This is a genomic window from Janthinobacterium sp. KBS0711 (assembly GCF_000988085.1).
In the GTDB taxonomy this organism is placed as follows: domain Bacteria; phylum Pseudomonadota; class Gammaproteobacteria; order Burkholderiales; family Burkholderiaceae_D; genus Janthinobacterium; species Janthinobacterium lividum_E.
In genome coordinates this window covers 340,598-366,678 of sequence record NZ_LBCO01000033.1, presented here as the reverse complement: position 1 = coordinate 366,678, position 26,081 = coordinate 340,598, and the positions used below count along the sequence as shown (strand labels likewise).

Sequence of the window (26,081 nt, the reverse complement as noted above, 5' to 3'; positions counted from 1 at the left end):
CTCCCCGTAACGCCATCTGCCCGTAAAATACCCGCTTCCGACATCCATTTCACCAATACACAAGGAGTTTTAGCCTATGGATCTCAGCACGTTCCACTCGCTGATGGGAGGCCCGCTGCGCTCGGCGCTGACCGTGCTCGTTTCCGCCCTGCTCGTCACCCTGGTCGCCATCGGCGTGCACCGGGCCGGCATCGGCCTGCTGAGAAGGCTGGCCAATGGCCACCCGCTTGCCAGCAACGTCGCGCGCGTGGCCTTCCGCGCCAGCCAGCTGTGCCTGATTGTCTTCGGCTTGCGCATGGTGCTGGCCAGCGCGCCCGACGATACGCCGGGCCTGGTCGCCATGTCGCACCTGGCCAGCGTGGCGCTGATCATCGCGCTGACCTGGCTGACCATGCAATGCATCGAGTCGCTCAGCATCACGATTTCCCAGATCAATCCCGTCGATGCGGCGGACAACCTGCGCGCGCGGCGCCGGATCACCCAGGCCCGCGTGCTCACGCGCAGCGCGCACGCCATCGTGGTCCTCCTGGGCCTGTCCTTCGTGCTGCTGACCTTGCCCGGCGCGCGGCAGATCGGCGCCAGCCTGCTGGCCTCGGCCGGCGTGGCGGGCCTGGTGGCCGGTATCGCCGCCCGCCCCGTGCTCGGCAACTTCATCGCAGGCCTGCAAATCGCGTTCTCCCAGCCGATCCGCATCGACGACGTGCTGATCGTCAACGGAGAATGGGGCACGGTCGAGGAAATCAAGGGCACGTATGTGGTCGTGCGCGTGTGGGACGAGCGCCGTTTGATCGTGCCGCTGCAGTGGTTCATTGAAAATCCGTTCGAGAACTGGACGCATACCTCCTCCGAGATCCTGGGCACGGTGTTCCTGTGGCTCGATTTCAGCATCCCGATCGAGCCGCTGCGCGCGGAACTGACGCGCATCTGCGAGTCCGCCAAGCAATGGGATGGCCGCGTCTGCACCGTGCAGGCGACGGATTCCAACGAGCGGGCCGTGCGCGTACGCTTCCTCATCAGCGCGGTAGATTCAGGCACGGCGTTCGAATTGCGCTGCATCGTGCGCGAGCAGATGCTGGCCTTTATCACCACCCATTATCCGCACGCCCTGCCCCGCTTGCGCTCCACGCACGACCCCATCGAACTGCATGGCATGCAGGCGCAGAACGACAGCGTGTCGCTGTACAAAGTGTAAAGAAACCTGCGGCGCGCTGCCCTTGCCCGCGCGCCGCTACAATGGTTCGCATGAGCACCACCGCCTGGTTCATCCTGATCGGTTGCCTGATGCTGGCGCGCGGCCTGGGCGCCGACGGCATCGCGCGCCTGCCATTGACCTCGGCCATGGCTTACCTGGGTGTGGGTCTGCTGCTGGGCCCCATGTTCCTCGGCCTGTTTTCGTTCGACCTGGTGCAGCAAGCGCCCCTGCTGGAAACCCTGACGGAAATCGCCGTCCTCATCTCCCTGTTTTCCGCCGGCGTCAAGATGCCCGTGCCTTTCAGCCTGGCCCGCTGGCTGCCGCCGCTGCGCCTGGCGTGGCTGTCGATGGCCATCTCCGTGGTCCTGGTGGCGGCCTTTGCCTGCCTGGTGCTGGGCTTGCCATTGGGCGCAGGCGTGCTGCTGGGCGCCATCCTCGCCCCCACCGACCCCGTGCTGGCCACCGACGTGCAGCTGCGCCATGCGGGCGACAGCGAGCAATTGCGCTTCACCCTGACCAGCGAGGCGGGCATGAACGATGGCAGCGGCTTTCCCTTCGTCATGCTGGGCCTGGGCTTGCTGGGCCTGCACGAGCTGGGACCGCATGGCGCCACCTGGCTGTGGCGCGACCTGGTCTGGGCCAGCGCGGGCGCCATCGGCCTGGGTGCGGCCGGCGGCGCGCTGCTGGCCTGGCTGGGCTGGCAGGTGCGCGCGAAGGAGCCGAAACACGCGATGCTGGACGACCTGGCGGCCCTGGGCTTGATCGCCCTCGTGTATGGCATGGCCACGTGGCTGCACGCGTGGGGCTTTTTGGCCGTGTTCTTTGCCGGCGTGGCCTTGCGCCAGACGGAACTGCGGCTGGCCGGCGCGCCGAAAGACCGGCAAGGCTTGCTGCAGGCCGAGGAAACCCATGCCGTGTCCGCCGCCAAGCCGCACGACAGCGACGTGACGCTGACCGTCAGCGGCGAAGCCCTCGTCTTCAAGGAACACCTGGAACGCCTGTCCGAACTGACCCTGGTGCTGCTGCTGGGCGGTGCCGTCACGGCCGCCGCCTGGAGCTGGCAGGCGTGGAGCGTGGCGCTGTTCCTGCTGCTGGTGGCGCGCCCTGCCAGCGTGATGCTCGGGTTGCTGGCATCGGGCACCAGCGTGCGCCTGCGCGGACTGGCCGCGTGGTTCGGCGTGCGCGGCATCGGCTCGCTGTATTACCTCAGCTATGCCACCGCGCATGGCTTGCCGCGCGGCTTGGCGCGCGAACTGGCCGACATCACGCTCGTCGTCGTCATCCTCTCCATCGTCGCGCACGGCCTGACGGTCAAACCGCTGCTGGAACGCTACTGGCGCAAATAGCACCGGTGGCACACATTTGTCTCTGCTTCAAAGCAATGTTTTGTCAATCGCCCCTATGCCGGGCAGAAATATTGTTAAGATAATTAAAAATGGCAAAAGAGAGAATCAATGAAACGAAGAAGCGTGCTGGGACTGGGCGTCTCGATGGCCCTGCTGCAAACGGGCTGCGCCACCGATCCGGCCCGGCTGGCGTGGGAAACGGCATTTGACGGCTTCATGCGCGATGGCCTGGCCCGCACGGAAACACCGGGCATGAGCGTGGCCATGGTGCGCGGCGAGCAAACGATTTTTGCGCGCGGCTATGGCTGGGCCGACATCCAGGCCGGCAAGAAGGCCGATGCCAACACGGTGTTCCATGTCGCCTCCGTCAGCAAGCTCGTCACGGCCACGGCCGTCATGCTGCTACTGGAACAAGGCGCCTTCCAGCTCGACGACAAGGTGGCGGCCTACCTGGACTTCCCGTTCATGCATCCGAAGTTTCCCGACGTGCCCATCACCTTTCGCCACTTGCTCAGCCACACCTCCGGCATTTCCGACGCCGTGTACGAAAAGACGACGACGTTTGCCGTGCAAGGCGACCCGCGATTGCCCCTGCGCGACTTCGTCAAAGGCTATCTGTCGCGCGGCGGCGCCTGGTATGACGCGGACGTGTCGTTTGCCGCCCGGCCCGGCACGGAATGGCGCTACAGCAATGTCGGCATCGCCCTGCTCGGCTATCTGGTGGCCCGCTTGAACCCCGATGGCCTCGACGCCTTTACGCAGGAGCAGCTGTTCGAACCGCTGGGCATGGACAACACGGCGTGGAAACTGGCCGGCTTGCCGCGGCGCGCCGTCGTCGCCCAGCCTTACGCGCACAAGGAACCGGGCCTGCAAGTGCTGCCGCCCGTCGGCTATCCGGACTGGCCGGCCGGCCTGCTGCGCAGCTCGGCGCATGATTTTGCCCGCTTCCTGGCCATCTTCAGCAATGGCGGCCGGGTCGATGGTCACCGCTACCTGCAAGATTCCACCCTGCAATCGTTTTTCGCCCCGCAAGCGGCCCCCGTCGTGCCTGCGGACTCGTCCTTACGCCAGGCTTTGGTGTGGCTGCTGCGCGACGTCGACGGCAAGGCGCTGGCCACGCACAGCGGCGGCGACCCGGGCGCTGCGTCCGTCGTCTGCGTCGACCGCGCCAGCAAGACGGCCGTGCTGGCCTTTGCCAACGTCAGCGCCGACAAGGAGTTTCGTTCATTCCAGAAGGAAGTCGTGCTGCGCCTGCTGGCGCATGGCGGCGGCGCGCAAGCACGCTAGGCATGCCGCTTGTGTGAGCGGGCGCACGGTGGCGCCCAGGCAAGAACGTATGCTGTGCTGGTCAGATTTGACACTCAACGAGGAGACCGGCATGACGAACCGCATCGGCAACAAGGACGTGGCGCAGCAGCGCAGCAAGAGTGAAAAAGCCCGCATCAAGGCACAGAACATCGCCAACGAGGCGGTCAAGAAGGCCGAGGCCAGGGCCAGGTACCGCAACGCCGTCAAGGGACAACCGGGCCAGCCGGGCCAGCCCGCGCCAGCAAGCTAGGCGCCGAACCAGCCGCGCAGTTTCTCGGCGGCCCGTTCCTTGACCTCGGCCGTGATGTAGGTGGCGACCGTGGCGACGGCCGCCGCCAGCACGGCCAGGTCATCCGCATAGCCGACCACGGGCGTGATGTCAGGAATCGCATCGATGGGCGAAATGAAATAGCCGAGCGCGCCATAGATGGCCGTCTTGGCCCACAGCGGCGTATTCGGCTGCTGCGCCGCGTAGTACAGCCACAGGGCTTTCTCGATGACTTCGCGTCCCGCCGTCTTGGCGAACTTGACGACCTTGTCCCAGAAGCTGTCATCCGTGTATTTCTTTTCATACTGCTTGTCGGCCTGGGGGGCGTGGTCTTCTTCCAGATTCTTTTTTCTGCCAAACATCTGCTGCTCCTGTCTGCCGCGCACGGCGTTACGAATGCGCACCTTAGCATAACGGCGCGGCAGGTGCGCGGCGTACAAGGTACGCTATATCCATGGAAATATCCGCCACCACCACGGCCCGCGCCGCCGGCCTGCGCTACACGGGCGACCATCAAAGCGGCATCGCCCGATCGGGCAAGCCCGGCAAGTTCCGCTACCGCGACGCGGATGGCAAAGTCCTGCGCGATGCCGCCACCCTGGCGCGCATCAAGGCATTGGCCATCCCACCGGCCTGGACGGACGTGTGGATCTGCCCGCACGCGAATGGCCATTTGCAGGCGACGGGACGCGACGCGCGGGGCCGCAAGCAATACCGCTACCATGCGCGCTGGCGCCAGGTACGCGACGAAGTGAAATATGAACGCATGCTCAGCTTTGGCCGCGCCCTGCCCGCCATCCGCGCCGCCGTCGCGCGCGGCATGCAGCTGCCGGGCTTGCCCCGTGAAAAAGTGCTGGCCACCATCGTGTACTTGCTGGAACTGACGATGATGCGCATCGGCAACGAGGAATATGCGCGCACCAACAAATCGTTCGGCCTGACCACCCTGCGCACGCGCCACGTGCAGGTCGACGGCAGCGCCGTGGCTTTCCACTTCAAGGGCAAGAGCGGCGTGCGCCACGATATCCGCCTGAGCGACCGGGGCCTGGCCAAGGTGCTGCAGCGCATGCGCGAACTGCCGGGGCAGGAACTGTTTCAATATGTCGATGAGGACGGCGCGCGCCACGGCATCGGCTCGGGCGACGTCAACGATTACCTGCGCGAGGTGACGGGCGAAGACTACACGGCCAAGGATTTCCGTACCTGGTCCGGCACGCTGCTGGCCGCGCTGGCCCTGCAGGCGTTCGAACAGGTCGATTCCGATGCGCAAGCGAAGAAAAACATCGTGCAGGCGATCGAGTCCGTGGCTAAAAAGCTGGGCAATACGCCGACGATCTGCCGCAAATGCTATGTGCACCCGGCCGTGCTGGAATCGTATCTGGATGGCAGCTTATTGGAAGGCATGCGCGCACGGGCGCGGCAGCAGATGCAGGACGATTTACAGGCGCTGGCGCCGGAGGAAGCGGCCGTGCTGGCCTTGCTGCAGCAGCGCCTGCAGGGCGCGGTCAAGCCTGGCGCGCAGGCTGGGGCTGGCACTGGGCCGACAGCGTAAGGGCGTCGCTGCTGCAAACGGGCAAGGCGCCGTGGCCTGCTTCGCGCGCCACTGGCGCCGGCGCGGCATCGCTTGCCGGCGCCTCGCCCGTCGTCATCAAGGTGGCCGCCAGGGTCGAGAAAGTGAACAGGCAGATCAGCACGAAGGGCTTGTTCACGTGGATGGACTGGTCTGGCTTTTGCATCGCATACTCCGTCGGACTGGTTGGCTGTTGCAGCATGGACACGATCATCGCGTGTTTCCGCAAAGCATACAATCAGACAGTTTCGACAAGGCGGGTAGGACAGCGCTGACAGACTCAGCCATGCATCAGCTGGCGCGCATTTGAAATGGCAAGGTGAATAAAGCAGGCATGCCGGGATTATCAACAAGTGACGGGCGCGGATATTCGAGCCAATATGAAAATATCGACAGGAAATATAATTGATTGAAATAAAACAAGATCTTATTTATTTTAATTTCCTTGAAAATAAATATCGTCCGGCAGTTCGCATAAAATGGCGCAAGGTAATCGCGCGCCCCCGGATAAAAGAAACGGAATAAAAGCCGCACCTTTCAAACAGGCGCGGCCATTAATTTTCCGGCATGTTTACATGCAAACAACTTTACGCCGCTTCCAGCATGGCCTTCAGGGCCGGCACGGCAAGGCAGCTCCACTTCTGGTTCTGGCCGCCGTTATATGGCCACACGAGGATGGCATTGCCAGGGCTGGCGTTGTTGTTGGCGTTGTCCAGCACCATTTGCGGGTATTGCACGTTCGAGATGTTCGGCGCACGGCCCACCCAATTCCACAACTGGCTGGTGCGGCCCAGGGTCATCGTGCTGACGATCACCTGGCCTTGCTGGCCATCGTAGCCTTGTACATCGAGGCACAGGCTGGGGTTGGCCGCCAGCGTGATATAGCCGGTATTCGGGTCCATATTCCATTGCGAAGTCGTGCCGCCGACGCCAGAAAGAACTTGCAGGGTAACGAGGGAACCTGCCGCGGCGCTGGTGACGCCGATGCACAGATTTGTATTTTGCAAGCTTTGGATTACATATGCAGTCATGCTATATCTCCAATGGGGTTATCGACGTTAATATTATCGGGCTGGCAGCATAATATATTAACGGAGCTGTTTTACAGCAAAGTCAGTATGGACCCAATTTTTTGATTTATTGTCACGCTTTGTCACTTTGAAAAATATATATTAACGGGCTAACGCTAATTAAATTCCTTAATTGAAAAAACAAACGCCAGCCACGCGGACGGCCTGGACCAGAACCGGGACAGGACTGTCAGCATATTTGACAGTGCGCCGGCAACAAAGGGAGCGCCGTAGCCAAGTCCTTGTTTTAAAAACGATAAATTTTCAGGAACGCTTCCTGCTTGACCTCCTGCCTGGGCACGCTTGGCGCCAGTCTACGGGGGGAACGATCATGAGCTTTATCAAACAGGCGCTGCTGGCGCTGCTGCTGTGCGCAATGTCTGCCGCACACGGCGCCAGCATCGGCTACACGGCCACATCGCTGGGCGGCACGCAATGGCGCTACGACTATACGGTCAGCAATACCACCCTGGCCGTGCCCATCGAGGAATTCACCTTGTTCTTCAGCGTGGGCCAGTACGCCAACCTGCACAGCGCCTCCACGCTACCCGGCTGGGACCTGCTGCTGGTGCAGCCCGATCCCGCCATTCCCGCCAGCGGCTACCTCGACGCGCTGGCGCTGGCAGGCGGCATCGTCCCCGGCGCCATGGCCACGGGCTTTTCCGTCACCTTCGACTACCTGGGCGCGGGCAGCCCCGGCGCCCAGCCGTTTTCCATCCTCGACCCCGTCTCCTTCATCGCGCTCGAGACGGGCATCACGCAAGCGGCCGCCATCGCCCTGCCCTCCACCCCATGGCTGCTGCTGGCGGGCGTGCTGGCCATGGCCTGCCTGCGGCGCCGGCAGTTGGCGGGCGCCGCGCTGGCCACGGGGCTGGCACTGAGCCTGTGCGCCTGCGGCGGCCCGGACGATTCCATGCAGCCGCCCGCGCCGAAGGTCATGCTGGCCGCCGCCGCGACCGCCCCTCAGGCCGCCGGCGACCTGGAAGTGACCTTGCTGGAAAAAGTGGCCGAGCAGCGCATCAACCGCACGGCCTGGGATTACACTTACCGCGTGCACATCCGCAACAATGGCAGCGAAGCGGCCGGCAATGTGCAAGCCGTGCTGGCCAGTACGCCTGCAGGCAGCACCATCATCGATGGCGACGTGCTGGCCGGCAGCATCGGCGCGGGGGCCACCGTCACGCCCGCCGACACCATCACCCTGCGCATCGAGCGCAGCATCGCCTTCCAGAGCGCCGGGCTGACGTGGACCTTCAGCACCAGCGACGGCATCGCCCTCGACCCCGTGCGGCCCGCGCAAGTGGTCGTGCTGCCGCTGGCCGAGCTGGGCTTTCCCGACGGCGCAGACAGCGTCAAGGCCAGCGGCGCCGTCACGGACGTGCTGCTGCAGGACGGCAGCCTGCGCTTTTCCACGCCCGGCGACACGGGCGTGGACCAGCACGCGCAATTTTCCCTCAGCAAGGGCGGCAAGATCACCATCCTGGACCTGCTGATCCAGACGCAACTGCCCACCGCCGTGGAAACCTATGTGGAGCCGAACGACGACGGCAGCGTGCCGACCACGGCGCCCGTGCTGGCCATCACGGGACTGGGACCGAACAACCGCCTGCAGCCAGGCGCCCTGGGCTTCCGCCTCGTGGGCGCGGCGCCCATGGCCCTGCAGGACGACAGCGACGGCCTGCTGTCCACCCCGGGTGGCGTGGCTGTCAGCCTCAAGACCTACTGGACGTTCGATGCGGCCAGCGGCATCTTCAGCATCGGCGCCACGGCCATGCAGCAACTGCTGGCATCCTTGCCCAACGGCAGCTATGACCTGAACCTCAATTTCGTCTCGCAGGATGGCGAGTTCACGGCCAGCTATGCCTTGATCGTCATCAAGTCCGGCATCGTGCTGCAAGGACAGCTGCGCACGCCAGCGGGCGGTAACGCCACGGGACTGGCCGGCAAGAAGATGTTACTGGCCGGCTACAACAATCACCAGCGCCAGGTGGCCGTGGTCGACGCCACGGGCGCCTTCCACTTCGATGGCGTGCTGCCCGATACCTACCAGCTGACCTTGAACGACCTCGTCCACCCGAACGTGGTCAGCGTCAGCGCCGTCGTCTTCAACAGCAGCAGCAACGTCAACGTCGACATCGTCTATCCGTACGCAACGAGCCTGGCCCTGCGCGCCGGAGCCCAGACCTATGCGGCCGGCAGCGTCACGCAGGATGGCGCCGGGCCGCCCGCGCGCGCGGTGCCCGCCAGCCCCCGTGCCGCGGGCGACGTCACGCAGCAGGATGACGAGGGCAGCAAGACCTTCACGGCCACGGCGGCCGCGCAAAATCAGACCATCACCTCGCCCATCGCCTTCACGGTACCCAAGGGCACGAAAAACGTGGGCGTGAAAATCACCGTCAGCACGGCCGAATATCCCACCTACACGACGGCGCAAAGCCAGTACAACGATACCTGGTCGTACGCCGTGACCGGGCTGCCCGGGGTCAACCTGGCCGCCACGGGCGCCGTCAACCAGACGCACTTCACGCAAGGCACCATCGTCAGGACGGAGTGCATCGACGTCAGCAAGCAAACCAAGGATGGGGCGTTGAGCCTGGGCGGCAACGTCAGCGCCACGAATATCGGCGACAGCGCCCTGGCCACCGTGACGACGGTGGAACTGAGTCTCGCCTGCAAGGGCTTGAAGGTGACGCAGGCGAAGTTCAGCTCGCCGAACCAGGCCGCCCATCCCGTGCTGCAGCCGATCAAGCTGACGGGCAATTTGGCGGGGCCGTATGTATCCGTGTCGCAGGGAGCGGCCACGGCCACGCACACCGTGCCGCTGGAATTGCACTACACGCCAGCGGCGGCGACGATTACGGAAGTCAATATCGGCATCTCGTCGGGCGGCGGCGATCCCGCCTTCAGCACGGAGAATTTATTGTCCCAGACGAATACCAAGACTGCCGGCAGCGTGAAATTTTCCAGCCTGGTGCTGCCCGCCTTTGCCGGCGCCAAGCTCGACAAGAAGGCAGTCATCACGGTGCGCCTGAAGGGCCGCATCGACAATGTCGATGCCAGCTCCGACCCGGCCGAAGGGGGGCAAGTGGAATTCAAGGGCGACACGGCCTACATCCCCCTGTACCTGGCCAACGACGAGGCGGCGCTGGCGGCGCGGCGCTACGGCACGCGTGACGCTGGCGGCGATTCGTGGGCCACGCGCCTGGCCATCGCCTGGCTGGCGGGCAAGGCTTACCGTTTCGACGACATCAGCGGCCAGCATGTGACGCAGACGGCGACGGGCCGCTCCATCCTCGGCCACAGCGGCCACAGCGACGGCCAGCAGATCGACTTGCGCTACGCTGACGGCGCGGGCGGCTACACGGACGCGCTGGGCGGCCAGAACGATGGCGCCGCCATTCACAAGCTGATCAATGATGCGAAGGCGGAAGTGGTGGCCAATCCCGCACAAAAGCCGAAACTGGCGTCCCTGCAGGCGTGGATCGCGGCGAACCGGGCCATGCTGGCCCAGGAAGCGGCGCCGGCCAGCACGCGCGTCATCTACATCGGCCCCAGCTTCATCAAGCTGGCCCTCGTCGACGGACGTTTTTCCGCCGCCACTACCGACAAGATCCCCGGTGCAGGCGCCTGGACCAAGCCGGCAAAAGTGCACATCGAGGCGGGACACCTGAGCCACTGGCACATCAGCATCACGGCCCACCCCTAGCTGGATTCAGGCGGGCAGATCGGATAGTTCCAGTTCCGAAAAGCCCGCCCGGCGCCGCGCTTCTAGGTTGAACGGGCCGCGCAGGGTGGGCGCTTCGTAGCGCAGCGCCAGCTCGGCATAGGTGGCGCGCAATTCCAGGCCCCTTTCATCGCACAGGTAGCCATACCAGCGGTTGCCGATTTCCACGTGCCCCACTTCATCGCGCAAGATGATGTCGAGGATGGCGGCGGCCTCCATGTCGCCCGCCTGCGCCAGCTTGGCGCGCAGCGGCGGAATCGCGTCCAGCCCCCGCGCTTCCAGGGTGCGCGGCACCAGCGCCATGCGCGCCAGCACGTCGCCGCGCGTCTTGTCGACCATTTCCCACAGGCTGTCGTGACCGGGGAAGTCGCCATACGTGTGGCCCAGCACCTGCAGGTGCGCTTGCAGCATGGCAAAGTGCGTGGCTTCCTCTTTCGCCACGCGCAGCCAGTCCGAGTAGTAATCAAAGGGCAAGTCCGGGAAGCGCCACAGCGCGTCGAGCGCCAGATTCATCGCATTGAATTCGATATGCGCGAGCGCGTGGACCAGCATGGCGCGCCCTTCCGGCGTGATCATCGAGCGCCGCCCCACGAGGCGCGGCGGCACCAGTTCCGGGCGTTCGGGACGGCCCGGCACGGGGCCGGTCGGCGCCAAAGGCGCATGCGCATCGAGAGATAGCTGCGCTTCGGCCATGGCGGCCACCATCGCCACCTTGGTTGCCGGGTCCGGTTCGAGCAGGCAGGCCAGCGCCGTCGTGCGCAATTCCTGTGGCGGCGTGGAGATCAGTGGAGGTAGATGCATGGGACTGCTTTCTGGCACGTTTTTCAATGAGGGGCGCAGTGTATCAAATTGCCTGCCCCAGCAGCCAGTCGGACAAGGCCTGCACTCTTGCCGGCAGCGCGGCACGCCCGCTGTGCACGAGGTAGTACGCCTGCGGGCTGGCCAAGGCAAAGCCGCAAAAAGGCAGGATCAGCTGGCCGCTGTCCAACCACGGCTGCACCAGCTGGCGCCGGCCCATGGCCACGCCCGCGTGGTGGATGGCCGCCTGCGCGCACAGGTCGGCGCGGTCGAAGCGCAGGCTGCGCGCGGGCAAACTCACCTCTGGCGCCTGCCCGTTCAGCCACAGCCGCCACTCGGCATCGGGCGCGCAGGCGGGCCAGGCCAGGGTGTCGTGCAGCACCGTCGCCCCTTGAAGCTGATGCGGCGCACCCTGCAAGCCATGCTCGCGCGCATAGTCCGGGCTGCACACGGGCGCCAGCCATTCGCCCATCAGCTTGCGCGATGCGAGGCCGGGAAAGCTGCCGTCGCCGTAATGCAAGGCCAGGTCGACCTGGCCGGCGCGAAAGTCGACAGCGTCGTTCCCCACGCGCAAATCAATCGACACGTCCGGATACTGCGCCGTAAAGCCTGCCAGGCGCGGCACCAGCCAGCATTGGGCGATGGACGGGCGCGCATGCACGGTGATGCTGCCCGTCAGCGCATCGCCGCCGGCCAGCGCCGCATGCAAGCCATCCCAGCCAATTTGCAGCGCGGCAAAGATGCGTTCGCCATCCTGCGTCAGTTTGACCTGCCGCGTCAGGCGCTCGAACAACAGCAAGCCCAGGCCCGCTTCCAGCCGCGCGATGCGGTGGCTGACGGCGCTGGGCGTAAGCGCCAGTTCCTGCGCCGCCAATGCAAAACTCGCGTGACGTGCCGCCACGAGAAACGTGTGCAGGTTGGCGAACTGGCTGGCCGTCAGCGCCGCCATGCGCGGTGCGCCGGGCGGCATCAGGCGGCGCCGGCCGCCAGCAGCGCGCGGCCGCGCGCCACGTAGGCGGACATTTCCGCCTCGGGAACCATGCTGCCGCCCGTGCCCCACACCAGGTGCGTGGCCGTTTCCAGGTGCGGCTGATACTGCGGCGCGGCCAGCACGGCAGGAATGCCCGCGAAACCGGCCACGGCCGACGGTTCCAGACGTAGCTGCTCCGTCTGCTCCAGCGTCGCCAGCAAGCGGTACAGGTCTTCATCGCTGACGGTGGCGTAGCCGTCGATCAGCCTTTGCATGGCGCGTCCCACGAAGCCGGACGGGCGCCCCACGGCCAGGCCATCGGCGGCCGTGAGGTTGTCGATGCCGATCTCCTGCACGCTGATGCCATCATGCAAGCCCGTGTACACGCCCAGCAGCATGCATGGCGAGTGCGTCGGCTCGACGAAGATGCAGTGGACATCATCGCCAAAGGCCAGCTTCAAGCCAAAGGCCACGCCGCCGGGGCCGCCACCCACGCCGCACGGCAAGTACACGAACAAGGGGTGCTGCGCATCGACCGTGACGTTCTTTGCGGCGAACTGGGCTTTCAGGCGCTGGCCCGCCACCGCGTAGCCGAGAAACAGATCGTGCGAGTTTTCATCGTCGACGAAATGGCAGGTGGGGTCGTTCTCCGCCTGTTTGCGCCCCGCTTCCACGGCCACGCTGTAGTCGGTCGCGTACTCGACGACGGTGACGCCGTGGCCGCGCAATTTATCCTTCTTCCATTGCCGTGCGTCGGCCGACATGTGCACGGTGGCACGAAAGCCCAGGCGCGCGCTCATGATGCCGATCGACAAGCCGAGGTTGCCCGTGGAGCCGACGGCAATCGCGTACTGGCCAAAGAAGGCCCGTACGGCGTCGCTGGCCAGCAGGCTGTAATCATCGCCCTCTCTCAACAAGCCGGCATCCAGCGCCAGCGTTTCCGCGTGTTTCAGCACTTCATAGATGCCGCCGCGCGCCTTGATCGAGCCGGAGATGGGCAGATGGCTATCCTGCTTGAGCCACAGCTGACCGCTCGTCATGCTTGATGCCAAACCCAGCGCCGCCTGCATGGCCGGCAGCGGCACGACGGGCGACTCGATGATGCCGCCGCTGGCCTGCGTTTCCGGGAACGCCTTGGCCAGATACGGCGCAAAGCGCGCCAGGCGCGCGCTGGCCTGCGCCACGTCATCCGCCGTCAAGCCGACGTCGTTCAGCCCCTCGGCCGCCGGCGCGATGCCGGGATTGAACCAGCTCAAGGGCTGCAAGGCCATCAACTCTGTAATCAGGGGAAATTTTTCGCGCAGCGCGGCGATGGCGGAAGTGGGCAGCATGGCAACCTCGTGAAAGAACAAGCCATGATTAGACCGCATCCGGGCGCCGCTGGCAAAGGATGGTTGATCAGGCAATGGGTGACGGGAGATCATCTATGCCGTATTCATCGTCCGTGCATGTCTGGGCCCTGAACTTGGACGATAGATAAATTTAATTCCTCAATGCACTATCGATTAAAGAAAAATTTCCACAAAGTCACAAAAATAAGTTATCTTAAAGGCAAATAAAAGGAGACATTTTTTCTCTTTTCTACCGAGGCAAAAATGCGCTCCAAGAATGACAAGGTCACTGCTACGAATATGGATATTCTCGACTGCGCAAGGCAGGACGATTTGACGGCCCAAAAGGTCGAAGTCGGCATTATTTTTCAGGAAATGCTCGATACGGCCACGGCCGCCGCCTACCTCGCCAAGAACAAGGTGCCGATCGCCACCGCGCTGCGCGTGCTGACGGGGTCGCGGCGGAAAAAGAGCGGCGGCGCGAATTGATGGGGCTATGCGGGATTATCTGAGGCAGCCTGGTTGAACACGTCAGGGTTTCAAGGGAATAGACGCCACTTCATACCAAACCCGTATCCCTCGCTCAACCTTGGCTAGCGCCATCCAGCCCCTGGTTTCCGTGATGGTTTCGATGGAGACAGGGCGAACGCCGTTTTTTGTCAGCCATTCATTGGCCAGGACCAGCGACCTGTCCATGCCATCAGAGAGCGGGCTGCCCGGGGTGCTCGAGCGAAAATCTTTAAATGCGATCATGCATGCCTTTCTTGTTCCGGAGATGGCGCTTGCAATTAATGTTCATGGCCGTGCTTACGCGCCAGCACCTCGTCCAGCGCCACCCATTCGCCATCGCCTTGCGTGGCGGAGGCAATGCCAGCGACACTGCGCAGGCGTTTCGGATCGATGAAAATCTTCCCATTCCGATTATCCACAAACGACCAGGAGACCTTGCCGTCTTCTTCGTTGACCACGATTTGTTTCTGCGTCACGGGGAAACTGGGGCCAAATTCACCGATACGCGACGAGAATTGGCGTGTCTGCGACGGCACCACGCCACGATAGACGTGGTCCACTTTGACCTCCATCATCTGGCAGCCGCCGGTGTTCGAGATGCAGACCGCCTGCGGCTTGCCGGCAACGGCTGGTAACGCGGGAGGACAAGGCGGAGGGCAATGCTCGGTGCCTGACGGTTGCAGAACGACCCGCTGCACGTGTCCGGCAAGCAGGACGTCTTGGGCCGAGCCGATGGAGCAAAGACTAGACAGCATGGCGGCAAGACATGTGGATTTTCTCATTTTTCTTTTTGCGGATGGCGGTTGTTGATAGTCTATTATTAAACTCATGGGAAAGTCCACCCATTACTTTCATTCCCGATAACACGCCCCGTCCACCGTTTGACGAGCAGGACGAAGGCGCGTTATTTCCGTTTTAGAACTTCAGTTGCAGCCCCAGATCAATCGACCTGCCCTCGGCCGGCAAGGCTTGCAGCGCGCCGCCGTTCGCCTTCAAACCTGACAGGTACACGCCGCCCAGCGGGTCCGCATACGCGCGGTTGAACAGGTTGCTCACTCCTGCGCTCAGGCTGGCCATCTTGCCCAGCGCTACGCTGCTGCGCAGGTTGACGAGCGCGTAGCCGCCCGTTTCCGGTTCGAAGCGGCGCGCATCGACCTTGTCCTTGCGGGCCACGATCTTCGTTTCGATGCGGTTGCTCCAGGCGCCCAGCTTGTGCTCGACGGCCAGCAAGGCGTTGAACGGCATCATGCGGTACAGGTCGCCGCCATCGCTGCGCTTGCCCCGCGTGTATGCGGCGTTGCCTGTCGCCATGAAGCTGCCCCAGCGCGCGCTGCGCGCCAAAGGCAGCTGCCACGCCAGATTGGCGCCGTACAGCTTGGCGTCGTGGTTGGCAAAGCGCAGCAAGTTGCCCTTCGCGCCCATTTTCATGTACGGGTTGAAAGACGCCAGCACGTCGACGTCGATGTAATTGTCGACCTTGCTGTAATAGGGATTGAGGCGCACGAACCAGCCCTCCTCGCCGCCGCCATGCCAGTCGGCCGTGAAGGCCGCCGTGGTAGCCGTCTCGGGTTTGAGATCAATACTGCCCACATAGCCGTTGCCATCGCCAAACCAGTTGGTCATGGTCATGGCCATCGAGCCGCGGCCCCACGAGTAGCGCTCGTACAGGTTGGGCGAGCGCACCTTGCGCGCCAGCGCGAATTCATAGCTGCTGGCCGCGTCTGGCGTGAATGTGGCTTGCGCCGAAGCATCGATATTCGTGTCGCGCTGGCTGCGGCTGCGCGCATTGAAGACCCTGGCGGCCATCACGTCCGGCATGTTCATCATATTGGTGCCGTACGATTGCACGTCGCCCGACTCCATGCGCACGGATTCGCCGCGCAAGCCCAGCACGCTCGTCCAGCGCGCATCGTGGCGCGTTTCCAGTTCGCCAAACAGCACGGTGCGGTCGCGCTTGCCGTCGTTGATGTTCAGGTAGGTGCGCGGCCCCATCATCATGGAACCGGGCACGGCCGGCCAGTAATCGTCAAGGCGAAAACCGTGCCACTCCTGGCCCAGGCGCAACTCGCCCGCAGCCATTGGCAAGCTGGCCATCAGCGCATAACCCGTGTTGCGCCCGTGCGTGATCATCGGCATCGTGCCCGTGCGCTCGGGGGTAAAGAAACCCATTTCATGGTCCGTCTGCTGCCAGTAGGCACGTGCCTCAAACACGCCCCAGGCAAATGCCCCCTTGTAAGCGAGGTTGGCGAACTGGCCGTGGTTATCCGTCATGTCCATGTACTGGTTCGGGAAACCCTGGTACGGGATATGCTGCACGCCGGCGCGCAGGGTCAGCTGCTGGCCATCGCGCTTGGCCGCCAGCACGATGGACTGGTTAATGCTTTCAACCATGCTGGCCAGCACTTTGTTGCCGTAGCCATCTTCATAGCTGTGTCCGCGCGTGTAGGCGCCGCTGTAGCCGATGCTGAGCACGTCGCTGGCGGCCGACGCGTTCACGCTGGTGGCCACGCTGTTGTTGACGCTGCGTCCCGACACGGCAAAGCTGCCTTGCGTGAGCAGGCCCGCGCCGGGCGGGGCAAACACGGGCGCGTTCGACTGCACTTCGATGGTGCCGCCGATGCTGTCGCCGCCCGCGCTGACGGGTGTGACGCCCGCGACCAACTTGATGCGCTGCACCTGCTGCGGATCGATATACGACAGCGGCGCATTCATGTGATTGGCGCAGGCCGACGTCAGTTCCATGCCGTCGATGCGGATCTTGATGCGGTCATCGGCAAAGCCATTCACTACCGGCAAGCCGGACACGCCGCCACCGGCCGCCACGCTGTAGCCGGGCGTGCTCGACAGCATCAACGCCGTGTCGGCGGCGGGACGGTAGCCGTCGCCTATGGCCGTGACGATGACTTTCATCTCGGGCAAGACCTCTTCGGTGCGCGTTTGCGCCATGGCGGGCATGGCGATGGCGAGGGAAATCAACAAGGGGAAATGTTTCATGGTGCTGCTTTCAGATTCTGTATAGGCAAGACGAACAGGCGCAAGCGCACGACACGCGCGGCGCAAGGCAGTTCGGGAAAAGGACAGATCAGAAAGCGGCAGGCGGCCCGCGGGGCTGGACGGGTGTCCAGGCGAACAGCGGCGTGGCGGATTGGTAGAACAGCAGGGGCAGCAAGCCCGTGATGAGCTCGCCGGAAGCAAGTACGAGGGTCGTTGGGGGAATATCCAGGGTGGCCGCATGCATGCTGCAGCACGGGCAATCGCCCATGCGCATCCCGCTCTTGGAGGTATCGGGCGCGTCCGTGGAAAATGTCGCGGGCAGCATGTTCATGCCGCCCGCCACCGAGCAAATTTCCAGGCTGGGCACGGCCAGGCCGCTGGCGACCGTCAGCGCGCGCGACACCGTAGGGGCGAGCGTGGCCAGGAAGATGGCGATACACGCGATCCACAGGACGATGCTGGCCTTGCCTTTGCTGATGAACATGGCAACATTGTATCAGCGCAGGTCACTCTGTGGACAGCGCGCAGGTCAACCCATTCTTACAAATCCACCTTCATGCTCAGCTTGATGGCGCGCGGCGCGCCGGACGCCAGGCGCGTGCCGGCGCCGGCCCAGTAGCGCTTGTCGGCCGCGTTTTCCACGTTCAGCTGCCACACGACGGCCTTGTCCATCACGCGGCTTGCATAGCGGGCGCCCGCGCTGAACAGGCTCACGCCGCCGAGGAAGGCCTGGTTCAAATCATTGACGGGACGGGCGCTGTAGTAATACACGCCGCCGTTGACGGACAGGCCCGGCACGGCGTCAAACGCGTAGGCGAGGAAGGCGCTGGCCGTGCGTTTCGACGCGTTTTCCGGCGCCTTGCCGTTGTAGTCGGCGTTGATGTGCGCAAACTTGGGATCGAGGAACTGGGCCGACGTCTGCCACGACAACTGGCGCGTCAGCTTGCCTTGCGTCGACAGTTCCAGGCCGCGGTAGCGCTGTTCGCCGTCCGACGTAAACACATTGCTGGCATTCGTGTAGTAGCCGGGGCGCGTGATGTCAAACAAGGCGGCGGAAACCAAAGTGCCGCCCGGCGTCAGCCAGCGCGCGCCCAATTCTTTCTGCTTGCTCACGCCAGGCGCCATCTTGACGCCCTGGTTGACGGTACCCGTCGGGCCCGTCTCGCCCTCTTCCAGCCCCCGCGCCGTGGAGGCGTAGAACGACAGCTCGGGCGTGGCCTTGTAGATCAAGGAGGCCATCGGCGTCGTCTTGCTGACGTCGTAGTGGCTGGCGCCCTGGTCGCTCTGGTAGCTGCTGCGGCGCACGCCGATGACGCTTTGCCATTGCGGGCCGAATACCATGCGGTCGAGCGCATACAGGCCCGTGTCGCGCGTGTCGAGCCCGGCCGTCGTGGGTGACGTCGGCTTGGGGCCGAACACGACGTTCGTCACGGGCACGGGGTTGTACAGGTTTTGCGAGGCGATCGTGTAATTGCTCTGGTAGATAGGGTCTTGCGACTTGTCCGTGCGCGAGGCGCCCAGGGTCAGTTCATGGGCGATGAAACCCGTGTTGAAATTGCCGGCCAGTTCCGCGCGCAGCAAGTCCGACGCCATCACGCTGTGCTGGATATTGCCCGTGATGCGGCCTGCGCCCGTGGCCAGCGCGGCCGCGTTGTTCAGGCGGAAGATCGCCAGGCGGCGGTCGCGCGCCGTTTCCGAGTGGCCCGCCTCCACCGTCAAGGCCCAGCCATCCGTGATGGCGTAGTCGGCGCGCAATTGCGCGTTTTTCGTTTGCGCTTCAAAGTTCGACCAGTCGGGGCCGATCAGCTTGCGCGGATCGACGGCGCGCGGCAAGCTGATCACGCCTTTCACGGCCGCAGGCAAGGCCACGCCCGCCTGCTCCGTCACCCTGCGGCGTTCGTATTCCAGGTCGGCCTTGAGCAGCAATTTGTTCGTCACTCTCCAGTCGAGCGCCGTGGAAATGAAGCGGCGGTTGCCATTGCCGACATGGTCCAGGTAGGAACCGAGGGTGCCGCCGGCGGCATTGACGCGCACGCCGAATTCCTGCTGCGCGCCAAAGCGGCGGGCCACGTCGACATTCGCCACGGCACTGCCGCGGTCGTCGATGCTCAAGCCCATGCTGGTGACAGGCTGGCTGCCGGCCCGCTTGGTGACGAAATTGACGACGCCGGCCGGCGAGGTAAAACCGTAGTACAGGGCCGAAGCGCCTTTCAGCACTTCCACCCGTTCCTTGTTTTCCATGGGCACTTGCGAGAAGTTCATGATGGGCATGGAGCCATTGAGGCGGTAATTCGTGCGGTTTTCCACGGGGATGCCGCGTATTACCAATTGATCCCACGTCTCTCCCCCGTTTTGCTGGCGCGTCACGCCGGCCGTGTTGCGCACGGCGTCGTATAGGCCGGAGACGGCTTGCTGCTCCAGCAATTCGCGCGTGATCACGTTGACGGTGGACGGCACGTCCATGATGCTGGCGCCCCTAAAGCTGCCCGCCTCCGTGGTCAGCGGCACCAGGCCTTGCGCGCGGGCGCCCGTCACTTGCACTGCTTGCATGACTTTCTCATCGCCAGCCGCCGGCTCGTCCTGGCCGCTGGCCGCATTGGCAGCCAGCGCGGCGTGGGAAGCGAAGGCCAGCGACAGGGCGGCGGCGACTGGAAGTAAACGGGTGCGGGGTGTAACGACAGGCATGACATCGGGCTTTCAATGAGAAAATATGTGCAAATGAGAACTTACGGTTAGCGGACATGATACCGATAATGAGAATCATTATCAAGTAAGGATGGATTTGTGTGAGTTTTGCAGGAGAAATTAGTTCCCCTAGGCGCCTGTTATCACTTGAACACATTTGGATTTTGCAGACGAGGCCGCAAAGAGGCATACTGACAGTCACGGCGCGCACGGTGCGCCGCCCAACAAGATCAAAAGGTAAGTTCGTGAACACAATCGACAACAAAAGCGTGCAGACGAAAACATTTCGCTGGAAACGCTGGCAGCGCTGGGCCCTGGGCACAGGCTGCGCCCTGGCCGCCTACAGCGCGGCCGGCTTCTGGCTGGTGCCCTACGTCATCAAAAACCAGCTCCCCAAATTTGCCGAGAAAGAACTCGCGCGCCAGGCAAGCATCGCCGAGGTGCGCTTCAACCCGTTTACCCTGCGCCTGGAAGCGGACCAGATCGCTTTTAAGGAAGCGGCCAGCGCAAACAATGCGCCGCTGCTGTCCATCGGCGCCCTGGCCGTGCAGCTGGAATGGAAATCCATCGTGCGCCGCGCCTGGAGCCTGGCGGAAATCCGCATCACGGCGCCGCAGGCGCAGCTGACGATCACGCCGGACGGCAAGTTCAATCTGGCCGAAGTGCTGGCCACCTGGCAACGCAATCACCCGGAAAAGAGCGAAGGCGGCATGCCGCGCCTCGTCATCGCCCACTTTGCGCTGGAGCAAGGCAAAGTGGACTGGCAAGACCAGAAGGCGGGCTATGCGGATAACTTCACGCCGATCAACTTTACGCTCGATAATATCTCCACCCTGCCCGACGCCAACGGCAGCTACAGCCTCAGTGCCGATGCGGCGCGCGGCGGCAAGCTGCACTGGCGCGGCACGGCTTCGCTGAGCCCCATCCGTGGCGAAGGCGAACTGATACTGAACGACGCTTCCCTGCCGGGCCTGGCCGCGTATTTGAAAGCCTATACGCGCGCGACTGTCGCCAGCGGCAAGCTGTCGGCGCGCCTGCCCTACGCCTTCTCCTATGCGGACGGCAAGCTGGAAGCGACCGTCAAAGGCGCCGGCCTGGCCTTGCGCGACCTGGCGCTGGTGCAAAGTGGCAAGAGCGACGCCTTCACGTCGCTGAACACCCTGGGCATCGCCGGCGTGAACGTGGACCTGGCGCGCCAGAACGTCACGGTCGACAAGGTCAACCTGGTCGGCGGCAAGGTGGCCGTGCGCCGCGACAGCAAGGGCGAGATCGATGTGGCGAGCCTGATGCTGCCGGGTAATCCCGCACCTGCCGCATCGGCCACCGCCACGCCAGCAGCGCCAGCCACGCCCGGCAAGTGGAAAGTGGATTTGAAACAGCTGGCGCTGGCCAATGTGGACGTGTCCGCCATCGATGAAACCGTCTCGCCGGCTTTGCAGCTGAGCGCCAAGCAGCTGCAGCTGAACTTGCAGCTGGGCTTGCAGCAAGGTCCATCGGGCATGGCCACCGTCATCGACGGCGCACAGTTCGGCCTGGCCGACCTCACCATGCAACGGGGAGCGCAAACGCCGTTCAAGCTGGCCCAACTGGGCTTTACAGAAGGCAAGATCGACCTGGCGGCGCATACCGTGCACCTGGGCGCCGTGACAGCCAGCGGCGCGCAGATCGACCTGGCGCGCAACCGCCAGGGGGAATTTGCGATTGCGCAAAAGCTGCCCGTGTTTGCCTCCAGCAAGGCCGACACTGCCAAGGATGCGCCATCCGCGCCATGGTCCACCAAGGTAGACAAGGTAGAACTGAGCAAGTTCGTCGCCCGTTTCGATGACGCGGGCACTGGCATCAAGGTCACGCTGCAAGATGCCCGTTTGTCGCTGCAAGACGTCAGCAACGATATGAAACAGGCGCTGCCGTTCGAGCTGGGCGTAGGCCTGCGCGAAGGCGGACTGTTGACGGCCAATGGCAAGTTCGTGCCGGGCACGGGCGCCGTCGATGCGCAGCTGAATTTGAAGCAGCTGACCCTGGCGCCCGTGCAACCGTTGCTGGCGCAGCATATCAAACTGAAACTGGCAAGCGGGTCGCTCTCCGGCAGCGGCCGCCTAACGACGGGCGGCGGCGCGCCGAAAGCGCCCAAGGTCCGCTATGTGGGCGGCGTCGATATTGCCGGCCTCGTGCTCAATGAAACGGATGGCAAACGCTTTGCCTCATGGAAAAGCGTGCGCGCCGACAAGATGACAGCCAGCGTGGGGCCCGACTTCGTCGACATCCCCGAACTGCGTGTGGTGGAACCGAACGCCCAGCTGATCATCGAAAACGACCGCAGCCTCAATGCCCAGCGCCTGCTGGTCAAGGCGCCCGAGCCTGCCACGGCCACCGCACCTGCGCCGGCTCCCGTTGCCGCCACCACGCCGGCGGCCGACGCCGCCTTCCCCGTGCGTGTGCGCCGCGTGCGCCTGCAAAACGCCAAGCTGGACTTTGCCGACCTCAGCTTGCGGCCCCAGTTCGCCGCCAAGATTTATGAACTCAATGGCGTCGTCACGGGCCTGTCGACGAAACGCGATGCGCGCAGCCAGATCGAACTGGACGGCCGCATCGACGAATTCGGCCTGGCCCGCGTGCGTGGCCAGCTCAATCCGTTCGCCCCGACCGACAACACGGACTTGAACGTGGTCTTCAAGAACGTCGACATGGTGTCCGCCTCGCCGTACACGATGAAGTTCGCCGGCTACAAGGTGGCTGAAGGCAAGATTTCGCTGGACTTGCAATACAAGGTGCGCAACCGCCAGCTCGACGGCACCAACCAGATCGTGCTCGACAAGCTGACCCTGGGCGAGCGCATCGACAGCCCGGACGCGTTGAAGCTGCCGTTGGAGCTGGCGCTGGCCATCCTCAAGGATAGCGACGGGCGCATCGACCTGGGCTTGCCCGTGTCAGGCGACATGAACGACCCGCAATTCAGCTATGGCGCCCTGATCTGGAAAGCCGTGGGCAATGTGCTGACGAAAATCGTCACGGCGCCGTTCCGCGCGCTGGGCAACTTGCTGGGCATCAGCGCCGACAAGCTCGAAGCTATCGACTTCGATGCGGGCAGCGCCGTGCTGCTGCCGCCCGAGCGGGAAAAACTCAAGCAAGTGGCGCAAATCCTCGCCAAGCGTGAACAGCTGAAGCTGGCCGTGCCTGGCCAGTACAGCGACACGGATGCGGCCGCCCTGCGTGCCCAGGCCGTACGCCGCGCCGTCGCCGCCAAGGCCGGCATCAAGCTGGAAGCAGGCGAAGAACCGGGACCGTTGAACCTGGGTGAACGCAAGGTCCGGGGCGCCCTGCGCGACCTGTACGGCGAACGCTTCGGCAAGGCCGAGCTGGACAAGCAGAAGAAGTCAGCGGAATCGGCCGTGCCTGCCACAGCGGCCGCATCCGCCAGCGCCACCGCTCCGGCGGCGGCAAAGATCCCCGTATTCCAGCGCCTGGGCAAGCTGATCGAGGGAGAGCCGCAAGTGGCCGACACGGGCGCCTTCTACAACGGCTTGCGCGAGCAGCTGGAAGCCAAGCAGCCACTGCCTGCCGATGCTTTGAGCAAGCTGGGCACGCAGCGCAGCGCAGCGATTCTGTCGGCATTGCAGCAGGACGGCACGCCGGCAGCCAGAGTCAGCGCCGGTGCGCCGGAAAAGACGGACGCTGCGCCGGGCAAGCTGGTGGGCTTGAAGCTGGGATTGGCGGCTCAGTAACCCAAAAGCAAAGTGCCGGGGTCGGCCCATCAGGATCCAAGCCCGGCACTTTCCGCCTTACCTCTCTTGTCCCTACTTTTTCTTCTCCACCGCCTCATCCGGCAACGCAAACGCCACCAGGCTATCCCCCATCTTCGTGCCCAGCGAACCGTGGCCGCCGGCCATGACGACGACATATTGCTTGCCCGTCTTGTCCGAGACATAGCTCATCGGCGTCGCCTGGCCGCCGGCCGGCAGGCGGGCTTTCCACACGGTCTTGCCGTTGCGCACGTCGTAGCCGCGGATGTAGTAGTCGAGCGTGCTGCTGAGGAAGGCCACGCCGCCGCCCGTGGTGCTGATGCCGCCCAGGCTGGGTACGCCCAGCGGCAAGGCGATGGGCACGGGGGCGCTGTCGCGCGTGGTGCCGTTCTTGTGCATCCACACTTTTTTCATCGTGCGTAAGTCGACGGCGGCGATATAGCCCCACGGCGGCGCCTGGCATGGGAAGCCCAGCGGCGACAGGAAAGGCTTGATTTCCACGGCAAACGGTACGCCCGTCTGCGGCTGCAAGCCCATTTCCGACCCCGTGCCGCCCTTCGCATTGGCTTGCGCGCGCGGCACCAGGCGTTCCAGAAAGCCCATGTAGTCGGGATTCACCAGCAGCAATTGACGCACGGGATCGACGGCTGCGCCGCCCCATTCGAAGATGCCCAGCGGGCCGGGCGAGATGATGGCGCCCTTGATCTTGCCTTCGGCCACCGTTTGCGGCGTGAAAGGGCCTTCATAGCGGTGCTGGCGGAAGATGATGCGGCAGGCCAGCTGGTCGAATGGCGTCGTGCCCCACATATCCGTTTCGCTGATGTTTTTCTCGGGCAGGAAAGTGAGGGCCGAGAATGGCTGCGTGGGCGACAAGCGGTCGCCCGGAGCGGGATTGTTCGTCGGCACGGGTTTTTCCGGCGCAGGCACGACCAGGCTGCCGTCGCGGCGGTCGATCACATAGATGTCGCCCCGCTTGGTGGTGGCGACAACGGACGGCACTTTGCCTTTCGGCGTGTCGATATCGACCAGGGTGGGCTGGCCGCCGATATCCATGTCCCAGATATCGTGGTGCACGGTCTGGTAGACCCAGCGCACCTTGCCGGTCGCCAGGTCCAGCGCGACGATGGCGCTATTGTATTTTTCGCCATGGGGATTGCGGTTGCCGCCCCACGTGTCCGGCGTTTCATTGCCCATCGGGATGTACACCATGCCCAGTTTTTCATCGATGCTGGACACGCCCCAGGAATTGGGCGAGTTGTTGGTGTACGTCTTGCCGTCGGCAATCGGCGCCGTGTCGTCGGGGTTCGAGGCATCCCAGTTCCACATCAGCTTGCCAGTGACGGGATCGTAGCCGCGGATCACGCCCGACGGTTCTTCCGTGGAAAAGTTATCGGTGACGCTGGCGGCCATCACCACCACGTTTTGCGCCACGGCCGGCGGCGACGTCGGCATCAAAAAGCCCCGCTTCTTCATGCCCATGCCGTGGTACAGGCCGATCACGCCGTTTTCGCCGAAGCTTTTGCAGGCTACGCCCGTATCGGCGTTGACGGCGATCAGGGTGGCATCCATGGTGGGCGCGAGGATACGGCGCGGGCACTCCATGCCGGCCGCCTCGGGCGCCGGGTCGTCCTTGGCGCGGCCCGCGTTGACGTCCCAGTAGGCCACGCCGCGGCAGATCATGTGCTGATAGCTCGATGCGTCGCGGTTGATCTTCGGATCGTGGCGCCATATCTCCTTGCCCGTGTCCGGGTCCAGCGCGATGACGATGTTATGCGGCGTGCACAGGTACAGCATGCCGTTTACTTTCAGCGGCGTGACTTCGTTGGCGATCTCGCCCGGGTCGTTCGGCCCCTTGAAGTCGCCCGTGTTGTACACCCACGCCTGTTTCAGCTGCGACGCGTTGGCCGGTGTGATCTGCGCGGCCGGCGCATAGCGGTCGCCATAGCCGGAGCGGCCATACGCGGCCCAGTCGTTGGGCGCCACGCCAGGCGCGAAATCGCCTTGCGGCGCGGCCGCCATGTTTTCGGCCGGCACTTCGCCATGCAAGGTGGTGTAGTCCTGGAACAGCGAGAACACGCCCACGGCAGCCGTCAGTACCACGGCGGCGGCCAGCGCGCTCTTGCCCGCGTCGCGCGGTTTGGCCCCGGCCGTCAATGGCGGATCGAGGCGGCGGTCGACGAAGGGCAGCAGCAGCCAGACGGCCGCGGCGAACCAGATATCGAGGCGCGGCAGCAATTGCCACCAGTCGAACTTCACTTCAATGACGGACCAGATCAGGGTGGCAAACAGCAGCAGCGCGAGAAACAGCTGGGCGCTGCGCCGCCCCTTCCACACGAGCGCGCCCGCGACGAGCATGCCGATGCCGGCCACGACGTAATACCAGGAACCGCCGAGGCTGACGAGCCAGGCGCCGCCGCCGGCAAGCGCCAGGCCCAGCAAGATGAAGATGACTGCGGTGATGACAAGCAAGGGTCCAGGCCGGGCAGAGGCAGTCATGATGCTCCTTTACAAGAGTCAGTCGGCGGCACGCGCCTGCGCACCGTATTTGATGGCGATCAACGAAATTCCATTTTTT

At 64.1% G+C, this 26,081-nt stretch carries 20 protein-coding genes; 8 read left to right on the top strand and 12 right to left on the bottom strand.

All coding sequences use genetic code 11. The features are described 5' to 3' along the window. Positions 1-76 precede the first annotated feature (76 nt). From VM94_RS20270 to VM94_RS20255, 4 genes are all read left to right on the top strand, one after another. Entirely contained in the window at positions 77-1,192 is a 1,116-nt protein-coding gene (locus VM94_RS20270; RefSeq protein WP_046685074.1) for a mechanosensitive ion channel family protein, read from the top strand. Positions 1,193-1,242: 50 nt separating this feature from the next. Further along, positions 1,243-2,538 carry a cation:proton antiporter gene (locus VM94_RS20265; RefSeq protein WP_046685073.1) on the top strand — a complete coding sequence of 432 codons (1,296 nt, stop codon included), beginning with the start codon at positions 1,243-1,245 and terminating at the stop codon, positions 2,536-2,538. Between the two features lie 108 nt (positions 2,539-2,646). Further along, positions 2,647-3,825 (top strand): serine hydrolase domain-containing protein, encoded by a 1,179-nt coding sequence (locus VM94_RS20260; protein WP_046685072.1) that lies wholly within the window; start codon positions 2,647-2,649, stop codon positions 3,823-3,825. Between the two features lie 91 nt (positions 3,826-3,916). Next, entirely contained in the window at positions 3,917-4,096 is a 180-nt protein-coding gene (locus VM94_RS20255; protein WP_046685559.1) for a hypothetical protein, read from the top strand. Here the strand turns inward: VM94_RS20255 and VM94_RS20250 are convergent. Next, a complete protein-coding gene (locus VM94_RS20250) occupies positions 4,093-4,476 on the bottom strand; it encodes a YkvA family protein (RefSeq protein WP_046685558.1) in 384 nt (127 codons plus the stop codon). The genes VM94_RS20255 and VM94_RS20250 overlap by 4 nt on opposite strands. A gap of 92 nt (positions 4,477-4,568) precedes the next feature. Between VM94_RS20250 and VM94_RS20245 the strand changes: the two genes are divergently transcribed. After that, on the top strand, positions 4,569-5,666 hold the full coding sequence (locus VM94_RS20245; protein WP_046685071.1) for a DNA topoisomerase IB: 1,098 nt from the start codon (positions 4,569-4,571) through the stop codon (positions 5,664-5,666). Here VM94_RS20245 and VM94_RS20240 read toward each other — a convergent pair. Together VM94_RS20240 and VM94_RS20235 are read right to left on the bottom strand one after the other, a co-directional pair. After that, positions 5,620-5,850 (bottom strand): hypothetical protein, encoded by a 231-nt coding sequence (locus VM94_RS20240; RefSeq protein WP_138829178.1) that lies wholly within the window; start codon positions 5,848-5,850, stop codon positions 5,620-5,622. The genes VM94_RS20245 and VM94_RS20240 overlap by 47 nt on opposite strands. A gap of 421 nt (positions 5,851-6,271) precedes the next feature. After that, positions 6,272-6,715 carry an RICIN domain-containing protein gene (locus VM94_RS20235; protein WP_058050424.1) on the bottom strand — a complete coding sequence of 148 codons (444 nt, stop codon included), beginning with the start codon at positions 6,713-6,715 and terminating at the stop codon, positions 6,272-6,274. A gap of 370 nt (positions 6,716-7,085) precedes the next feature. Here VM94_RS20235 and VM94_RS29155 point away from each other — a divergent pair, with 370 nt between their 5' ends. Continuing rightward, entirely contained in the window at positions 7,086-10,460 is a 3,375-nt protein-coding gene (locus VM94_RS29155) for a hypothetical protein (RefSeq protein WP_046685068.1), read from the top strand. A 6-nt stretch (positions 10,461-10,466) separates the two neighbouring features. Here VM94_RS29155 and VM94_RS20225 read toward each other — a convergent pair whose 3' ends face one another. Genes VM94_RS20225 through VM94_RS20215 form a run of 3 tightly spaced genes read right to left on the bottom strand, consistent with a single transcriptional unit; the run spans position 10,467 to position 13,577 of the window. Next, complete coding sequence (locus VM94_RS20225; RefSeq protein ID WP_046685067.1) at positions 10,467-11,279, bottom strand: ferritin-like domain-containing protein; 813 nt, start codon at positions 11,277-11,279, stop codon at positions 10,467-10,469. Between the two features lie 43 nt (positions 11,280-11,322). Then, positions 11,323-12,246 (bottom strand): DNA-binding transcriptional regulator DsdC, encoded by a 924-nt coding sequence (gene dsdC / locus VM94_RS20220; RefSeq protein WP_046685066.1) that lies wholly within the window; start codon positions 12,244-12,246, stop codon positions 11,323-11,325. Next, positions 12,246-13,577, bottom strand: a complete 1,332-nt coding sequence (locus tag VM94_RS20215) for a D-serine ammonia-lyase (protein WP_046685065.1) — start codon at positions 13,575-13,577, stop codon at positions 12,246-12,248. The genes dsdC and VM94_RS20215 overlap by 1 nt, the downstream gene beginning before the upstream one ends. Before the next feature lie 300 nt (positions 13,578-13,877). Between VM94_RS20215 and VM94_RS20210 the strand changes: the two genes are divergently transcribed. Continuing rightward, positions 13,878-14,066, top strand: coding sequence for a hypothetical protein (locus VM94_RS20210; protein WP_138829177.1), 189 nt, complete (start codon positions 13,878-13,880; stop codon positions 14,064-14,066). Positions 14,067-14,108: 42 nt separating this feature from the next. Here the strand turns inward: VM94_RS20210 and VM94_RS20205 are convergent, their stop codons facing one another. From VM94_RS20205 to VM94_RS20185, 5 genes are all read right to left on the bottom strand, one after another. Further along, complete coding sequence (locus tag VM94_RS20205) at positions 14,109-14,330, bottom strand: hypothetical protein (RefSeq protein WP_046685063.1); 222 nt, start codon at positions 14,328-14,330, stop codon at positions 14,109-14,111. A gap of 35 nt (positions 14,331-14,365) precedes the next feature. Beyond that, positions 14,366-14,917, bottom strand: a complete 552-nt coding sequence (locus VM94_RS28300) for a hypothetical protein (RefSeq protein ID WP_138829176.1) — start codon at positions 14,915-14,917, stop codon at positions 14,366-14,368. Positions 14,918-15,002: 85 nt separating this feature from the next. After that, the gene (locus VM94_RS20195; protein WP_046685061.1) at positions 15,003-17,081 is read right to left on the bottom strand and encodes a TonB-dependent receptor; all 2,079 of its coding nucleotides are present in this window, start codon (positions 17,079-17,081) and stop codon (positions 15,003-15,005) included. A gap of 88 nt (positions 17,082-17,169) precedes the next feature. Continuing rightward, a complete protein-coding gene (locus VM94_RS20190; protein WP_046685060.1) occupies positions 17,170-17,565 on the bottom strand; it encodes a DUF2946 domain-containing protein in 396 nt (131 codons plus the stop codon). Positions 17,566-17,621: 56 nt separating this feature from the next. Next, positions 17,622-19,766: a TonB-dependent siderophore receptor gene (locus tag VM94_RS20185; protein WP_046685059.1), complete on the bottom strand. Its 2,145-nt coding sequence runs from the start codon at positions 19,764-19,766 to the stop codon at positions 17,622-17,624. Positions 19,767-20,011: 245 nt separating this feature from the next. Here VM94_RS20185 and VM94_RS20180 point away from each other — a divergent pair, with 245 nt between their 5' ends. Further along, entirely contained in the window at positions 20,012-23,488 is a 3,477-nt protein-coding gene (locus tag VM94_RS20180) for a DUF748 domain-containing protein (RefSeq protein ID WP_235432965.1), read from the top strand. A gap of 72 nt (positions 23,489-23,560) precedes the next feature. Here the strand turns inward: VM94_RS20180 and VM94_RS20175 are convergent, their stop codons facing one another. Beyond that, positions 23,561-26,002, bottom strand: a complete 2,442-nt coding sequence (locus VM94_RS20175) for a membrane-bound PQQ-dependent dehydrogenase, glucose/quinate/shikimate family (protein WP_046685058.1) — start codon at positions 26,000-26,002, stop codon at positions 23,561-23,563. Positions 26,003-26,081: the final 79 nt, after the last annotated feature.